Genomic DNA, 15,755 nt, shown 5'->3' with positions numbered 1-15,755 from the left:
CCTGACTAGGCCGGGAAGCGCACGGGCTGCGGCTCGTTGCTGGTCGTCGTGGTCCCGTTGCCGAGCTGTCCCTTGCCGTTGAGTCCCCAGCAGTACATCTCGGCGCCCGCGACCGCGCAGACGTTGGCCGAGCCGGTGGTCACCTGGGTGACGCCCGACAGCCCGTTGATCCGGCTCGGGGCGTGGTCGGGGAGCGTGCTCCGCGAACCCCAGCAGTAGGCGGAACCGCTCGCCGCGGCGCAGGCGGCGTAACCCGCGGTGGAGACCTGTGTCGCGCCCCGCACATCGATCGGGGTCGGTCGCTGTCGGCTGACCTCGGTGCCGTCGCCGAGTTGACCGGAACCGTTCTCGCCCCAGCAGAACACGGTCCCCGAGCCGCCGGAACCGTTCGCCACCGCGCACGTCGAATAGAGACTCGTGCTGATCGAGGAGGGGGAGTCCAGGTCGAGCCTGGTCGGGGTGGGCCGGTTGGTGGTGGTGCCATCGCCGACCTGCCCGTCGGCGTTGTTGCCCCAGCAGTAGGCGGAGCCTGCGGCGATGGCACAGGTCGTCGTGTGCGAGGTCGAGACCGCCGTGACATCGGACAGACCCGAGACCCGCGTCGGGGTGGGGATGGTGGGGTCGGTGCCCGCACCGGTCTGCCCGTTGAGATTGTTGCCCCAGCAGTAGAGGTCGCCGGAGCTGATCGCGCAGGTGGTGAGGCCGACGGCCACCGCTCTCACGTCGGTCAGGCCGGACACCTTGGTCGGCAGCGTGACGTTCTGGGCGGTCGGCCCGGCACCCTGGCCCCAGCAGTAGAGGTCGCCCGAGGCGATCGCGCAGGTTCTACCGAGCCGCCCATGCCGACCGCCGACACGTCCTCGAGACCGGACACCTTCTCCGGGCGCGCCCGGTCCGTCGTCGAACCGTCGCCGAGGGTGCCGTACAGGTTTCCGCCCCAGCAGAACAGCTCGCCGCCACGCACCGCGCAGGTGCTGTCGCCGCTCGAGGCGATGGACTCGAAGTCGCCCGAACCCGTTGTGGCACTGGTCGATCCGGCGGACGAACGCGAAGGCGTCGAGGTCCCTGAGGTCGTGGTCGCCGGGGCGTCGTCGGAGCCGACCAGGACGATCGCGGTGATCACGAGCGCCAGGACGAGGACGAAGACACCGGCGCCGACGCCGACGAGGAGTCCGGTGCGCTTCTCGGACGGTGCCGGGGTGAAGCCGCCGGCGAAGACCGGGGCCGAGGTGTGTGGCCGGTGCGGGTGGTAGCCCGGTGGCGGGAGCGGGGGGCGCTGCCGGGTAGGCGGGTGTTGCCGAGCCGGAGGGTGATGGCCGACGCGTGGCGGAAACGCCGGGGCCGGCGTGGTGGGCGCCGCACGACGCGGGCCCGCGGCCGCCGCCTGCTCGAGTGCCCGCGCGAAGTCCGTGCACGAGGCGAACCGGTCGCCGGGCTGCTTGGCCAGCGCCCGGGCGAAGACCGGATCGAGATGCGGCAGAGCCGGATCGTGGTCCGACGGCCGGGGCACGGGGGAGTTCACGTGACCCGAGATGAGTGCCATCGGCGTCGTGCCCGGGAACGGCTGACGGCCGGTGAGCAGCTGGAAGACGGTGCAGGCCAGGGCGTACTGGTCCGAGGCGGGGATCGCGGCCTCGCCGGTGAGCAGCTCGGGGGCGGCGTAGGCCAGGGTGCCGACGAACAGGTTGGTCGCGGTCATCTTGTTGCCGTCGACCAGTCGGGCGATACCGAAGTCGAGAACCGTGACGCGGGTGATGCGGCCGTCCGGTCCGCGGGCGACGACGATGTTCGCCGGCTTGATGTCGCGGTGGATGACCCGCTGACCATGCGCGTAGTCGAGAGCGTCGGCGACGCGACCGGCGATGGTGACGACCTCGTCGACGGGCATCGGGCCGGCGCCGGTGAGGTCTTTGCCGTCGAGGTAGGTCATCGAGAACCACGGGCTGCCGTGCTCGACGCCGTGGGTGAAGACGGTGACGATGCCCGGGTGATCGAGGGCCGCCGCTGTCCGGGCCTCGTTGCGGAACCGCTCGTGGAAGCTGGGGTCCGCAGGATTCGGCGAGATGATCTTCAGGGCCTCGCGACGGCCCAGTGTCGGGTGTTCGACGAGCCAGACCTGGCCCATCCCGCCGCGCCCGAGCAGGGAGACCACGCGATACCCGGCGAACACCGATCCGGGTTCCACGATCTCCACGCCCGACGACCCCCCTGTCCCGACCTGCTCGCACAGGCCCTCCCGGCCACGCCCTCGCAGGCGTTGCCGTCACTGTAACCAGCCGGAGCGGCCGGCGAGGCAAGTGGTGCGTCGTGTGAACGACCCCACCACTACGCTGTCGTGGTGGCCGATCTCGGTGGTGCGTTGCTCGTGGGCGGGACCAGTAGTGACGCCGGTAAGAGTCTCCTCGTCGCAGGTCTCTGTCGTGCTCTCGCGCGCGACGGCGTCCGGGTCGCGCCGTTCAAGGCGCAGAACATGTCCAACAACTCGGTGGTGACGCTCGACGGCGGTGAGATCGGCCGCGCCCAGGCCCTGCAGGCCTTCGCCTGCGGGCTCGAACCCTCGACGCGGTTCAATCCTGTTCTGCTGAAACCCGGCAGCGACCGGCGCTCCCATGTCGTGCTGCGAGGGCGCCCGGCCGGGGACGTCGGTGCCCGGGACTACATGGCCTGGCGGTCCCGGCTGAGGGAGGTCGTCACCGAGGAGCTCGCCGCGCTCCGCCGCGACTTCGACGTCGTGCTCTGTGAGGGAGCGGGTTCGGTCGCCGAGATCAACCTCCGCCGCAACGACATCGCCAACATGGGGCTCGCGCAGGCCGCACGGCTCCCGGTGCTGCTGGTCACCGACATCGACCGCGGTGGCTCGTTGGCGTCGCTGTTCGGCACCACCGCGATCCTCGAACCCGCAGACCAGGCGCTGATCGCGGGCTACGTCGTCAACAAGTTCCGGGGCGACCCGAGCATCCTCGAACCCGGGCTCCGGCAGGTCGAGGAGATCACCGGCCGCCCGACCCTCGGTGTCCTGCCGTTCGCCGACGACCTGTGGCTCGACGCCGAGGACTCCCTGGCGGCGCCCGTCGGCCGGCGGGTCGGACCGCCGCTGAACCCGGCCGGTCCGGGCGCGCGGCTCCGCGTCGCCGCGATCCGGTTGCCCCGCATCTCCAACTCCACCGACGTCGAGGCGCTCGCCTGCGAACCGGGCGTCGACGTGACCTGGGTCGACGACCCGGGCAGTGTCGCCGCCGCCGACCTGGTGGTGATCCCGGGAACCCGTGCCACGGTCTCCGACCTCGCCTGGATGCGCGACCGCGGGATCGCCGACGTGGTCACCGCCCGCGCGGCCCGGGGCGCCCCGGTCGTCGCCATCTGCGGGGGTTTCCAGATGCTGGCCCGCACCATCGACGACGCGATCGAATCCGGTCGTGGCCGCGTCGACGGCCTCGGTGTGTTCGATCTCGACATCTCCTTCGCCACCGACAAGACGTTGCGTCAGGTCAGCGGCACCAGCCGCGGTGGAGAGGTGATCAGCGGTTACGAGATCCACCACGGGCGGGTCGTCGGGTCGCGGGAGGACACCTGGATCGTCGACGACGCCGCGGGTCCCGAAGGTGCGGTGCGAGGCGCGATCCGTGGGACGCACTGGCACGGACTGCTGGCCAACGACGCCTTTCGGCGTCGGCTGCTCACCGAGGTGGCCGCCGAGGCCGGTGTGCCGGACTTCCGGGTCGCGGGCGACACCGAGGTGGAGGCGATCCGGCGGCGACAGGTCGACACGATGGCCGACCTGGTCAGCGAGCATCTCGACATGGACGCGGTGATGCATCTCATCGAGGACGGTCCGCCCGTGTCGGCGTCCGTCATCCGCCATCACCTGGACCCCGACACCGGTTCGGCGCAGACGCTATCGTGGCCCAATGACTGAAGATCAGCGTCAGGTGACCGTCAACGGCCTCACCTTCGACGTCCGGATCGGGGGACCGGAACGGGGCCCGTGGGTCCTGCTGCTTCACGGATTCCCGGTGGACGGATCCTGCTACGACGCGGTGCTCCCGCGACTCCACGAATCGGGCCTGCGGACGTTGGTCCTGAACCAGCGCGGCTACAGCCCCGGCGCACGACCCGAGGCCGTCGAGGACTATCACCTCAGCCACCTGGTGTCGGATGTGATCGCCGTGCTCGACGAACTGAAGGTCGGGTACGCGATCCTCGTCGGGCACGACTGGGGCGGCATCGTCGCGTGGCATCTCGCGGGCAAGTACCCCGACCGGTTCACCGGTCTGGTGGTCGCCAGCACCGGCCACCCGTCGGCGATGCGGGATGCACTCGCGGCGAGCGATCAGCGCGAACGATCGTCCTACATCCTCGATTTCGTCGCCGACGGCGCCGAGGAGACACTCCTCGCCGACGACGGCGCCAAGCTGCGCGCGGCCGGGGTCACCGCCGATGAGCTCGCCCCGCTGCGCGAACCGGGCGCCCTGCGGGCTGCATTGAACTGGTACCGGGCCAACTTCGTCGGCGACATCAAGGGCACCATGGCGTGCCCGCCGGTGGAGATCCCGACGACGCTCGTCTGGAGCGACGCCGACGCCGCGCTCGGCCGTGAGCAGGCGCAGGGCAGCGGCCGGTACGCCTACTCCGACTTCCGGTTCTGCGAACTGGCCGGCGTCGACCACTGGATTCCGCAGAACGCTCCCGCCGAACTGGCCAGCGAGATCGCCCTGCGGTCGACGGTGTTCTAGATCGCCACTAGATCTCCAGACCCAACAGCGCGTTCTCGAGCACCTCGGGCATCGCCGGGTGGATCCAGTACTGCCCCTTGGCGACCTCGAGGGCGGTCTGGCCGAAGGACATCGCCTGGATGACCGGCTGGATCACGGTCGGGGCCTGCGGGCCGATGATGTGCGTGCCGAGGATCTTGCCGGTGCCGCGTTCGGCGATCACCTTGCAGAAGCCGGTGGTGTCCTCCATCGCCCAGCCGTAGGCGACGTCACCGTAGGCCTGGACCTTGACCGTGATGTCGTACCCGGCGTCGCGGGCCTCGTCCTCGGTCATCCCGACCGAGGCGATCTGCGGGTGCGTGAAAACGGCCGCGGGGACGAACCGGTGGTCGAATTCGACGAGATCGTCTGCGTCCCAACCTTTGAGCAGGTTGGCCTGCACCACCCGCTCCTCGTGGTTGGCGACGTGCTTGAGCTGGTAGGGCGAGCTGACGTCGCCGAGCGTCCACACCCCGCGCGCGGCGGTGCGGCCGCGAGTGTCGCAGCGCACCCGGCCCTCCTCGTCGAGTTCGATGCCGACCGAGGACAGATTGAGGCGGTCGCCGTTGGGTTTCCGGCCGGTGGCGACGAGCAGGACATCGGCCTCCAGTTGGGTCCCGTCGTCGAACTGCAGGCGTACCCCGCCGTCGGGCAGATCCTCCGCACCGGTGATCCCGGTGTCGAGGTGGACGTCCCACTTCTCCTTCGCCACCTGGGTGAAGCGGTTGGAGATGTCGGCGTCCTGTTTCCGCAGCAGCGCGGGGCCGCGGGCGATGATCGACACCTTGGAACCGAGGGCACCGAAGACATGCGCGAATTCGGCTGCGATGTAACCGCTGCCGACGATGACGAGTCGCTCCGGCAGTTCCGGCAGCCGCATCACGTCGTTGTTGGTGTAGTACGTGACGCCGGAATCGGCGATGACCGGTGGGATGACCGCGCGGGAGCCGGCGGCCAGGACGACCTCGCGCGCGAGAACCGTTGCACCGTCGGCGGTGACGAGACGGTAGAGGCCGTCATCGTCCCGGCCGTCGAACTCGACATGGGAGCTGTACACGGTGATGTTCTCGCACCGGTCGACGCGATATTCCTTGCCGCCCTCGGAGATCGGGTCGATCCGTCCGAACACGCGCTCGACGATGCCGGGCCAGTCCACCGAGTCCACCTTGGCGTGCACACCGAGACGTGCTCCCTGCGTGGCGATCTCGGCGACCTCCGCCGCGTAGACGAACATCTTGGTCGGGATGCAGCCGACGTTGAGGCAGGTGCCGCCGTACACGCCTTCCTCGAAGATGGCGATCGTCTTGTCGACGTAGCGCTCGTCGGGGATGGAGTTGCCGCTGCCGGAGCCGATGATGGCCAGGTCGACGACCTGCGTGGCGGTCATAGGGTGCTCTCTTTCCTACTGGTTTCCGAGGATTCGGTGGCGGGCCGGATGGTGTGGGTGAGCCAGTCGTCGACCTCGCGATAGGCCTGCTCACGCGCATGTGGCACGGAGAGGAAGACGTCGTGGCGGGCATCGGGGATGGGGACGGTCGACACGCGTCCGCCGAGGCAGCCGCTCCAGCGGGCGATCTGGCGGACGTCGAGGACGACGTCGGCGCGATCGGTCGACGCCGAGTAGCTTTTCGCGAAATGGGTCTTGTCCGACCGCAACACGAGTGCCGGCGTGCCGACGTCGATGCCGCGGTGCAGCCGCCGTTGCCCGCTGCGGACGGCGTTCAGGAACCCGAAGGTGACCGGAAAACCGCCCATCGGTTTGAGGGCGAGGTCGTAACTCCACTCGCCGTGCGCACTCTCGTGAAGACTCTCGCCGTAGGCCGAGGAGAGTTCCTGCGGGATCACGCGGGTGGGTTGCACCGCGGCCACCGCCTTGATCAGCATCGTCACCGGCAGCGTCCGCAGGACGGCGTCGCCCTGGAGATCCAGCCACGGCGAGTTGAGCAGCAGGCCGTCGACGAGCCCGTGCCGGGCCGGGTCCTGCTCGCGCAGCCGGTCGAGCCACAGCGCGGTGATCAGGCCACCCGTCGAATGTCCGGCGATGATCGTGCGGGTGTCCGCACCCACCTCCTCGGCGATCAGCTCGAGCGCGAGGCCGAGTTCCTCGTCGTATCGAGCGAGGTCCGTCGTGAAGTGGGCGGTGTGGTGGCTCTCCCGCGACCGTCCGCACTTACGCAGGTCGATCGCGTAGAACGCGTAGCCGCGGGCGGTGAAGAAATCGGCCAGCGGCTCGTGGAAGAAGTAGTCGGTGAAGCCGTGGACATAGAGCACCGCGCCGGCCACGGGCCGCGGACCGGCGATCCGCGCACCCGCCTCGGCGCGGCGGATCAGGGTCGCGGTGACGGGTGATTCCCCGTCCGGATCGTCGCCCAGCGGGATGGTGCGGAGTTGGTAGTGGTCCAGGAAGCGGTCGGGTTGCCAGCCGGTGCCTGCGGATACGCTCACAGCAGCCAGCTTAGTGACCCGTCTGCTCGGGCAGGGGACGCCGCGGAAGTGTCACGGATGCCACAGTTGAGCAGGTCGATTCTGTGACAGGACGTGCCATGCTGGACAATGGCCGATGTAGAGATCGTTGATCAGGTTGAAGTGGAGTCCAGGTGTCGAAAACGGTGATCAAGACCGACGTGGCGTTGGTGGGTGCAGGCATCATGAGTGCCACCCTGGGAGCGCTGCTCCGTCAGCTGCAGCCCGATTGGTCCATCAGCCTGTTCGAACGGCTCGACGCCGCTGCGGCGGAGAGCAGCGACCCGTGGAACAACGCGGGCACCGGGCACTCGGCGCTGTGTGAGCTCAACTACACGCCCAAGACCGCCGACGGCGACGTCGACATCACCAAGGCGCTCAACATCAACGAGCAGTTCCAGGTGTCGCGTCAGTTCTGGGCACATGCGGTCGACAAGGGCATCCTCGGCGATCCCTCGGAGTTCATCAACCCGATCCCGCACGTCGCCTTCACCCACGGCGACGCCGGCGTGAAGTACCTGCGCAAGCGCTACGACAACCTCGCAGGACAGACCCTGTTCGAGGGCATGGAGTTCATCGACGATCCCGCCGAGTTCACCAAGCGTCTCCCGCTGATGTCGGCCGGTCGCGACTTCTCCGACCCGGTCGCGCTGAACTGGTTCGACCAGGGCACCGACGTAGACTTCGGCGCGCTGACCCAGCAGCTGCTCAACTATGTCGCGCAGGGCGCCGACATCTACTTCGGTCACTCGGTGACCAACCTGTCCAAGCAGTCCGACGGCAGCTGGATCGTCAAGGTCCGCAACGGCCGCACCGGCGACGTCCTGAAAGTCCATGCGAAGTTCGTCTTCGTCGGCGCCGGCGGCGGTGCGCTGCACCTGCTGCAGAAGTCGGGCATCAAGGAGGCCAAGGGCTTCGGTGGCTTCCCGGTCTCGGGCGAGTTCTTCCGCTGCACCAACCCCGACCTCATCGGTGAGCACCAGGCCAAGGTCTACGGCCAGGCCGCCGTCGGCGCACCGCCGATGTCGGTGCCGCACCTCGACACCCGTGTGATCAACCACAAGCCGGGCCTGCTGTTCGGCCCGTACGCCGGCTGGTCGCCCAAGTTCCTCAAGTCGGGAAAGATCACCGACCTGCCCGCCTCGATCAAGCCCGGCAACCTGCTGCCGATGGTCTCGATCGCGCCGCAGGAGTTCGGCCTGCTCAAGTACCTCATCAGCGAGCTCGCCGCGAACAAGGCCGACCGCGTCAACACGCTGTCGGAGTTCGTGCCGCGTGCGCTCGGAGCCGACTGGGAGCTCATCACCGCAGGTCAGCGCGTCCAGGTCATTCGCAAGACGGGTGTCGGCGGCAAACTCGAGTTCGGTACGGCCGTGGTGACCTCCGAGGACGGCACCATGTCCGGCCTGCTCGGTGCGTCCCCGGGTGCCTCGACCGCGGTTCCGGCGATGCTCTCGGTGCTCGAGAAGTGCTTCCCGGCCGAATACGCCGGCTGGTCGCCGAAGCTCACCGAGATCATCCCGTCGTTCGGTCAGACGCTCAACGACAACCGTGACCTGTACCGACAGGTGTGGGATTGGACCAACAAGTCCCTGCGGCTGACCGGTCGCGATGCGAGCACCGTCCAGACCGACGCGCTCGCCCCCGCCACCGCGGGGTGATCCCGGGCGGTCAACTGTGCTAACCACGACACATGAGTCCTGAACCGCAGCACGACCGGCGCCCGCAGGTACACCGCAGTACGTCTGCCGAGATCGACGCGGCCACGCTGTACCGGCTCCTGCGGCTCCGGGTCGACGTGTTCGTCGTGGAGCAGGCCTGTCCGTACCCGGAGATCGACGGCCGTGACCTCGAGCCGACGACGCGTCAGTTCTGGATCACCGAGAGCGGCGAACCCGACGACGACGCCGTGCTGGCGACCCTGCGACTCCTCGAAGAGCCGCCGGGGCCGGACGGTGGGACCGTCTACCGGATCGGGCGTGCCTGCACGGCACGGGCGCATCGCGGCCATGGGCTGGTCGCCCGGCTCCTGACGGTTGCGCTCGACGAGGTCGGGGACCGACCCTGCCGGATCGAGGCGCAGGCCTACCTCACCGAGATGTACGGCAAGTTCGGTTTCGTCGCCGAGGGCGACGAGTACCTCGAAGATGGGATCCCGCACGTGTCGATGCTCCGATCCGGTTCCCGATGACCGACGTCCAGGATTCGGCCCCGGTCCGCTATCCGTTCAGCGCGGTCGTCGGACAGGAACAGCTCAAGCTGGCCCTCGTCCTGTCCGCCATCTCGCCGGGCATCGGCGGCGTCCTCATCCGCGGCGAGAAGGGCACGGCCAAGTCGACCATCGTGCGCGGGCTCGGCCCGCTGATCGGCGGAGACGACCGATCCGGGCGCGTCGTCGAACTGCCGATCGGCGCGACCGAGGACCGGGTGATCGGTTCACTCGACCTGACCTCCGTGCTGCGCGACGGTCGCGCGGAGTTCACCCCCGGGCTCCTCGCCCGCGCCCATCGGGGTGTTCTCTACATCGACGAGGTCAACCTGCTCGCCGACCATCTCGTCGATGTCCTCCTCGATGCCGCCGCGAGCGGGCGCGTCACCATCGAGCGTGACGGCGTATCCCACACGCAGGAAGCAGATTTCGTGCTCGTCGGCACCATGAACCCGGAAGAGGGGGAGTTGCGCCCGCAGCTCCTCGACCGTTTCGGGCTGGCGGTCGACGTCGCCGCGGGAAAGGATCTCGACGAACGTGTCGAGGTCATCCGGCGGCGGATGGCGTTCGACGCCGACCCGGACGGGTTCGCGGCCGAGTACCTCGAAACCGAACATGAACTGGCACAACGGATTCATGCGGCCCGGGAAGCGGTGAGCGGAGTCGAGATCCCGACGCGCGAACTGCGCCGCATCGCCGGCATCTGCGCCCACCTCGACGTCGACGGACTCCGCGGCGACATCGTCGTCGCGCGCACCGCCGCCGCACACGCGGCTTGGCGCGGGGCTCCGACGGTGGACGAGGAGGACGTGCGGGCCGCCGTCGAACTCGCCCTGCCGCACCGCAGGCGCCGCAACCCCTTCGACGAGTCCGGTCTCTCGAACGACCAGCTCGACGACGCCATGTCGGCCGGCCAGGACGCCGCCGGCCCCGGCTCTCCCGATTCCCCGGACGACGATCCGACACCGCCGGAGGGTGGACCGGGCGGCGGTGCCCCGGAGCCGGGGGAGTCCTCGGAATCCTCCGGGGCCTCGGAAGAGGCCAATACGCACGAAGACTCGGAGCCCGGGTCGCAGCGGGCCCCCGGGCCCGCTTTCGGTGCCGCCCCGACGCCGACGGGGCGCCGGGTGCGTGCGCTCCGCGTGACCGGGGTCGGAGACGGAGACCCCGGCCGCCGGTCGAAGGCGCGCAGCCGGCGCGGGCACACGACCCACGCCGTCGACTTCGCCGACGGCCGGCCGGTGCACCTGTTCGCCACCGTCCTCGCCGCGGCGGGCCGGGCGCCGCAGTCGTCGGTCCGCATCGCGGCACCCGATTTGCGCGCAGCCGAACGCATCGGCCAGGAATCCAATCTCGTCGTCTTCGTGGTGGACCTGAGCGGATCGATGACCGCCCGCCGCCGGCTCACCGCGGTCGCAGAACTGTGCGTCGAGATGCTGCGGGACTCCTACACGCGTCGTGACCGGGTGGCCGTGGTCGTCGCCCGCGGCGGTACCGCGACGCTGGCCGTGCCGCCCACCAAGTCGGTGGACATCGCGGTGCGCCGCCTCGCCGAGATCCGTACCGGTGGCCGGACGCCACTGGCCGAGGGGCTGACCCTGGCCGGCGACGTCGTCGAACGCTGTCGCCGCACCGAACCGAATCGTCGGCCGCTCGTCGTCGTCCTCACCGACGGTCGCGCCACCTCCGGCCGGGATGCCCCGGCACGGGCGCGGCTCGCGGCGTCGGCGATCCGGCGCCGGGGGATCGAGTCGGTGGTCGTCGACTGCGAGCAGGGGCTGGTGCGGCTCGGCCTCGCCGCCGACCTCGCCTCCCACCTCGGCGCCGAGTTGCTGACCATGGACGAGCTGTCCGCGACCGCGCTGACCCGCGGTGCGGCCTGATACCGGTTACTGAAGGAGACATCCAGTGCCCCAAGGGGTTCCCGCCTCGGTTCCCGACGACGGCCTGACCACCCGCCAGCGCCGGAACCAGCCCGTGCTGGCAGTCCACACCGGTGACGGGAAGGGGAAATCCACCGCTGCCTTCGGCATGGCCATGCGCGCGTGGAACGCCGGTCTGCGGGTCGCCGTCTTCCAGTTCGTGAAGAGCGCGAAGTGGAAGGTCGGGGAGGAGTCGGCGTTGCTGGCTCTCGGGCAGTGCCACACCGACACCGGTGCGGGTGGTCCGGTGGAGTGGCACAAGATGGGCCAGGGATGGTCGTGGTTGCGAGCCAACACCGAGCACGCCGACAACCACGCCGCCGCCGCGCGCGCCGGTTGGGCCGAGATCGCCCGGCGGCTCGATGCCGGCGAACACGACTTCTACGTGCTCGACGAGTTCACCTATCCGCTCGACTGGGGCTGGGTCGACACCGACGAGGTCATCGAGACGCTCGCCCGGCGCCCCGGACGTCAGCACGTCGTCATCACCGGCCGCCGTGCACCGCAGGCGCTGGTCGACGCCGCGGACCTCGTGACCGAGATGCGCAAGATCGCCCACCCGATGGATGCCGGCCGCAAAGGCCAGAAGGGCATCGAGTGGTGACCGTGTCCCGCGCGACACCGGCGGTCGTGATCGCCGCGCCGTCCTCGGGCAGCGGCAAGACGACGGTGACGACCGGACTCATCGGCGCGTTGCGTGCAGCCGGTCACCGGGTTGCACCGTTCAAGGTCGGTCCCGACTACATCGACCCCGGGTATCACGCCGTCGCCGCCGGGCGTCCCGGTCGCAACCTGGACCCCAACCTGGTGGGCGAGAAGCTGATCGCACCGCTGTTCGCCCACGGTTCGGCCGGTGCCGACATCGCCGTCGTCGAGGGCGTGATGGGGCTGTTCGACGGCCGTATCACCAGCGACGACCCCGACGCCGCCGACACCGACGCGCTGGGCATCGGCTCGACCGCGCACGTGGCGTCGATCATCGGTGCGCCCGTCGTGCTGGTCGTCGACGCGGGTGGGCACAGTCAGTCGCTCGCCGCGGTGCTGCACGGGTTCCTGTCCTACGACACCTCGGTCCACATCGCCGGCGTCATCCTCAACCGGGTCGGCTCGCCGCGCCACGAGATGGTGCTGCGACAGGCGTGCGCCCGCGTGGGTGTCCCGGTCTTCGGCGTGCTGCGTCGCGACCCGTCGCTGACCGTGCCGTCCCGCCATCTCGGACTCATCCCCGCGGCCGAACGCAGCGCCGACGCGGTCGCCGCCGTCGCGTCGATGACCGATCACCTGCGCGACGCACTCGACCTTCCCGCGATCGTGGCCGCGGCCCGGCAGCGTCGGATTCCCGACGCCGCGCCGTGGTCGGCGACCGACGCACTCGCGCCCTACGTCGACGGCGCTCCGGCCCCGTCCTCGCGGCCCGTCATTGCGGTGGCCGGGGGCGCGGCGTTCACGTTCGGCTACGCGGAACATACCGAGATGCTGCGGGCCGCGGGTGCCGAGGTCGTGGCGTTCGACCCGCTGTGCGACCGGCTTCCGCCGGACACCGCCGGTGTCGTCATCGGCGGCGGTTTCCCGGAGGAACATGCCGAGGAACTCGGCGCCAATCACGAACTGCGGGCCGACCTGCGTGCACACGCGGCCGCGGGCAGGCCCATCCACGCCGAGTGCGCCGGCCTGGTCTACCTGGCCGACCGCCTCGACAATCGCCCGATGAGCGGCGTCCTCGACATCGCCGGCAGCTTCGGGCCCACACTGACGCTCGGCTACCGCGACGCGGTGGCCCTCGGCGACTCGGTCCTGTTCCGTGCCGGCGAGCGCGTCACCGGGCACGAGTTCCACCGCAGCACCGTGCACGTGGGAGACGCGTCGACGCCCGCGTGGGCCTGGCGTGACGTCGAGGGCCGGCCGGCCACCGACGGCGTCGTCACCGATGCTGTCCACGCCTCGTATCTGCACGTGCATCCGGCGGCCATCCCGGAGGCGCTGAACCGCTTCGTGTCCCGAGTAGGCTCCTCGTCGTGGACGATGCCGACAAACTCCTCGACGCAGGCTCACCGATGACGGCACAACGGCTCCGCGAGACCCTCGACGCGCTGGCGACCCACGGCGCCGACGACCCCGAACTGCTGCGTCAGTTGCTCGAGGCGGTGCTCGTCGTCGGACAGGGTGTCGAACTCGACCGGGCGCTGCAGCGCATCGTCGAGGTGGCCGCCGGTCTGGTGGACGCGCAGTACGGTGCGCTGGGCGTGCGCGGTCCCGATGGCGGTCTGAGCGAGTTCGTGCACATCGGGATCACCGAGGCCCAACGGGCGACGATGGGGCACCTGCCGGTCGGCCGCGGCGTGCTGGGTCTGCTGATCGACGACCCGCGACTGCACCGCATCCACGACCTCGGGTCGCATCCGACCTCGGTCGGGTTTCCGCCGAATCACCCGCCCATGCGCACCTTCCTCGGTGCGCCGATCCTGGTGCGCGGTGAGGTCTTCGGCAGTATCTACCTCACCGAGAAACGGTCGGCCGACGACTTCTCCGAGGTCGACGAGACGGTCGTGGCGGTGCTCGCGGTGGCCGCCGGTATCGCCATCGACAACGCCGGACTCTTCGAACGTGCGCGTACCCGGCACCGCTGGATGCAGGTTCTGGCCCGCCGCGGATCGGAGCCGCTCGCCGGAATCGCTTTGTCGGACACCATGTCCCGGATGTGTGTCGACGTCGCCGACCTGGTGGATGCGGTCGACGTCTTCCTCCTCACCGAACTCGACGGCGAGGTGGAGTTGCGCGGTCACACCGGGGAGCGGATCGAGATCGACAGCTTCACCGCGCCGCACGCGAACGCGCCCACCGTCCTGCGCGCCGGCACCATCCCGCCGTCTCTGGTGCGCCGGGGCGCCCGCTGGACGACGGTGCAACCGCTGCAGCGGGCATCAGGTGCCTTCGGCTGGATGCTCATCACCCACCGCAATCGTCCGTACTGGGACGACGAGGAGATCGCCGGACTGGCGGGCGTCGCCGAGATCGCCTCGCTGGCCGTCGTCTACGCCGAACAGCAGCAGATCGCCCGCGACCTCGAGGTGCTCGAGGACCGTCACCGCATCGCCCGTGACCTGCACGACCACGTGATCCAACGTCTGTTCGCGGTGGGTATGTCGGTGCAGACGCTGCTGGCCGGGTCGACCGATCCCGCCGCCGCCACCGCGCGACTCGAACAGATCATGACCGACCTCGATCGCACGATCGCGCAGATCCGGACGTCGATCTTCGACCTGCAGACGGTGACCGCCGACGCCGACGGGTCTACCCTGCGGCGTCGAGTACTCGACATCGTCTCCGAACTGTCCGGACACGCGTCGATCTCACCGAGCGTCCAGTTCGACGGCCCCGTCGACACCGTGGTGCCCGACACGCTGGGACCCCACATCGACGCGGTGCTGCGTGAGGGGCTGAGCAACGCGTTGCGGCACGCGCAGGCCGAACACATCGCCGTCGCGGTCCGCGCCGACGACGTGCTGACGGTCGAGATCACCGACGACGGTGTCGGTATCGGCACCGACGTCACCTACCGCGGGCTGGAGAACCTCACCCGTCGCGCCGAGGACTGCGACGGGACGTTCAGCGTGATGACCCGCCCGCGCGGTAACCGCGACGAGGGCGGGACGACCCTCACCTGGTCGGTACCCCTGATCGGTTAGTCCTTGCCGTCGCGCAGTTTGGTCGCCATCACCGCGACCTGGGTGCGGCGCTGCATGTCCAGCTTGCCGAGGATACGGGACACGTAGTTCTTGATCGTCTTCTCCGCCAAGAACATCCGTCCGGCGATCTGCCGGTTGGTCAGACCCTCGCCGATGAGGTTGAACACCTCGCGCTCCTGGTGGGTGAGATCGGCGAGCGGGTCCTTCTCCTGCTGCTTGCCGTCGCGCAGCTTTGCCAGCAGGGCGGCGGTCGACCGGTCGTCGAGCAGCGAACCGCCCTGTCCGACGGTGCGGACCGCGGCCACCAGGTTGTGGCCGAGGATCTGCTTGAGCACGAAGCCCGACGCGCCGGCGAGGACCGCGGCGAGCAGGGCGTCGTCGTCGGCGTAGCTGGTCAGCATCAGGCACTTCACGTCCGGTTCGGCCGCACGGACGTCGCGGCAGAGTTCGACACCGTTGCCGTCGGGCAGCCGGACGTCGAGCACGGCCACGTCGGGCTTGGTCGCGAGGATGCCGACCAGCGCCTCACCGACGGATGCGGCCTCGCCGACGACCTCGATGTCGCCTGCGGTGCCGAGGAGGTCGCGGAGTCCGCGTCGGACGAGTTCGTGGTCGTCGACGAGGTAGACGCGAACCGGGGTGGGGGTCGAATCGTCAGCCATGGTCTGAACGTACCGGACCTTCTCAGCTGCGAGAACTCACAGCCGGCGTTGTGTCGGCGGAG

At 69.7% G+C, this 15,755-nt stretch carries 13 protein-coding genes; 8 read left to right on the top strand and 5 right to left on the bottom strand.

Annotated features, from left to right (window positions below):
* Positions 1–5: 5 nt before the first annotated feature.
* The gene (locus BJF87_RS26730; RefSeq protein ID WP_262338964.1) at positions 6–740 is read right to left on the bottom strand and encodes a hypothetical protein; all 735 of its coding nucleotides are present in this window, start codon (positions 738–740) and stop codon (positions 6–8) included.
* Positions 728–2,194, bottom strand: coding sequence for a serine/threonine-protein kinase (locus BJF87_RS13930; protein ID WP_262338963.1), 1,467 nt, complete (start codon positions 2,192–2,194; stop codon positions 728–730). The genes BJF87_RS26730 and BJF87_RS13930 overlap by 13 nt, the downstream gene beginning before the upstream one ends.
* Positions 2,195–2,338: 144 nt before the next feature.
* On the opposite strand from BJF87_RS13930, the gene BJF87_RS13925 reads away from it, so the two are divergent.
* Both BJF87_RS13925 and BJF87_RS13920 read left to right on the top strand, forming a co-directional pair.
* Positions 2,339–3,916 (top strand): cobyric acid synthase, encoded by a 1,578-nt coding sequence (locus tag BJF87_RS13925; protein WP_187346507.1) that lies wholly within the window; start codon positions 2,339–2,341, stop codon positions 3,914–3,916.
* 13 nt (positions 3,917–3,929) lie between these two features.
* On the top strand, positions 3,930–4,733 hold the full coding sequence (locus tag BJF87_RS13920; protein ID WP_081724851.1) for an alpha/beta fold hydrolase: 804 nt from the start codon (positions 3,930–3,932) through the stop codon (positions 4,731–4,733).
* Positions 4,734–4,740: 7 nt separating this feature from the next.
* Here the strand turns inward: BJF87_RS13920 and mtr are convergent, their stop codons facing one another.
* Together mtr and BJF87_RS13910 are read right to left on the bottom strand one after the other, a co-directional pair.
* Complete coding sequence (mtr, locus tag BJF87_RS13915) at positions 4,741–6,138, bottom strand: mycothione reductase (RefSeq protein WP_035754108.1); 1,398 nt, start codon at positions 6,136–6,138, stop codon at positions 4,741–4,743.
* Entirely contained in the window at positions 6,135–7,196 is a 1,062-nt protein-coding gene (locus tag BJF87_RS13910; protein WP_035754109.1) for an alpha/beta hydrolase, read from the bottom strand. The genes mtr and BJF87_RS13910 overlap by 4 nt, the downstream gene beginning before the upstream one ends.
* Positions 7,197–7,348: 152 nt before the next feature.
* Here BJF87_RS13910 and mqo point away from each other — a divergent pair, with 152 nt between their 5' ends.
* The 6 genes from mqo to BJF87_RS13880 are packed head-to-tail and all read left to right on the top strand — an operon-like array spanning position 7,349 to position 15,031.
* A complete protein-coding gene (gene mqo, locus BJF87_RS13905) occupies positions 7,349–8,875 on the top strand; it encodes a malate dehydrogenase (quinone) (RefSeq protein WP_035754111.1) in 1,527 nt (508 codons plus the stop codon).
* 32 nt (positions 8,876–8,907) lie between these two features.
* Positions 8,908–9,405 (top strand): GNAT family N-acetyltransferase, encoded by a 498-nt coding sequence (locus BJF87_RS13900; protein ID WP_006359294.1) that lies wholly within the window; start codon positions 8,908–8,910, stop codon positions 9,403–9,405.
* Positions 9,402–11,306 carry a VWA domain-containing protein gene (locus BJF87_RS13895; protein WP_035754112.1) on the top strand — a complete coding sequence of 635 codons (1,905 nt, stop codon included), beginning with the start codon at positions 9,402–9,404 and terminating at the stop codon, positions 11,304–11,306. Before BJF87_RS13900 ends, BJF87_RS13895 begins: the two co-directional genes overlap by 4 nt.
* 25 nt (positions 11,307–11,331) lie before the next feature.
* Positions 11,332–11,949: a cob(I)yrinic acid a,c-diamide adenosyltransferase gene (gene cobO / locus BJF87_RS13890; RefSeq protein ID WP_035754113.1), complete on the top strand. Its 618-nt coding sequence runs from the start codon at positions 11,332–11,334 to the stop codon at positions 11,947–11,949.
* A complete protein-coding gene (locus BJF87_RS13885) occupies positions 11,943–13,403 on the top strand; it encodes a cobyrinate a,c-diamide synthase (RefSeq protein WP_035754114.1) in 1,461 nt (486 codons plus the stop codon). The genes cobO and BJF87_RS13885 overlap by 7 nt, the downstream gene beginning before the upstream one ends.
* Positions 13,400–15,031 carry a GAF domain-containing sensor histidine kinase gene (locus BJF87_RS13880; RefSeq protein ID WP_035754165.1) on the top strand — a complete coding sequence of 544 codons (1,632 nt, stop codon included), beginning with the start codon at positions 13,400–13,402 and terminating at the stop codon, positions 15,029–15,031. The genes BJF87_RS13885 and BJF87_RS13880 overlap by 4 nt, the downstream gene beginning before the upstream one ends.
* Here the strand turns inward: BJF87_RS13880 and BJF87_RS13875 are convergent.
* The gene (locus tag BJF87_RS13875; RefSeq protein WP_006359299.1) at positions 15,028–15,693 is read right to left on the bottom strand and encodes a response regulator transcription factor; all 666 of its coding nucleotides are present in this window, start codon (positions 15,691–15,693) and stop codon (positions 15,028–15,030) included. The genes BJF87_RS13880 and BJF87_RS13875 overlap by 4 nt on opposite strands.
* Between the last annotated feature and the right edge of the window lie 62 nt (positions 15,694–15,755).

Origin of the sequence: Gordonia sp. CNJ-863 (assembly GCF_001942325.1) — a bacterium.
GTDB classification, from domain to species: Bacteria; Actinomycetota; Actinomycetes; order Mycobacteriales; family Mycobacteriaceae; genus Gordonia; species Gordonia alkanivorans.
This window is presented reverse-complemented; position numbering and strand designations above follow the sequence as displayed.

Excerpts from the sequence above, each read along its gene's own strand:
- mtr (WP_035754108.1), bottom strand. The coding sequence starts at position 6,138 with ATGACCGCCACGCAGGTCGTCGACCTGGCCATCATCGGCTCCGGCAGC.
- BJF87_RS13900 (WP_006359294.1), top strand. The coding sequence starts at position 8,908 with ATGAGTCCTGAACCGCAGCACGACCGGCGCCCGCAGGTACACCGCAGT.
- BJF87_RS13895 (WP_035754112.1), top strand. The coding sequence starts at position 9,402 with ATGACCGACGTCCAGGATTCGGCCCCGGTCCGCTATCCGTTCAGCGCG.
- BJF87_RS13880 (WP_035754165.1), top strand. The coding sequence starts at position 13,400 with ATGACGGCACAACGGCTCCGCGAGACCCTCGACGCGCTGGCGACCCAC.
- BJF87_RS13875 (WP_006359299.1), bottom strand. The coding sequence starts at position 15,693 with ATGGCTGACGATTCGACCCCCACCCCGGTTCGCGTCTACCTCGTCGAC.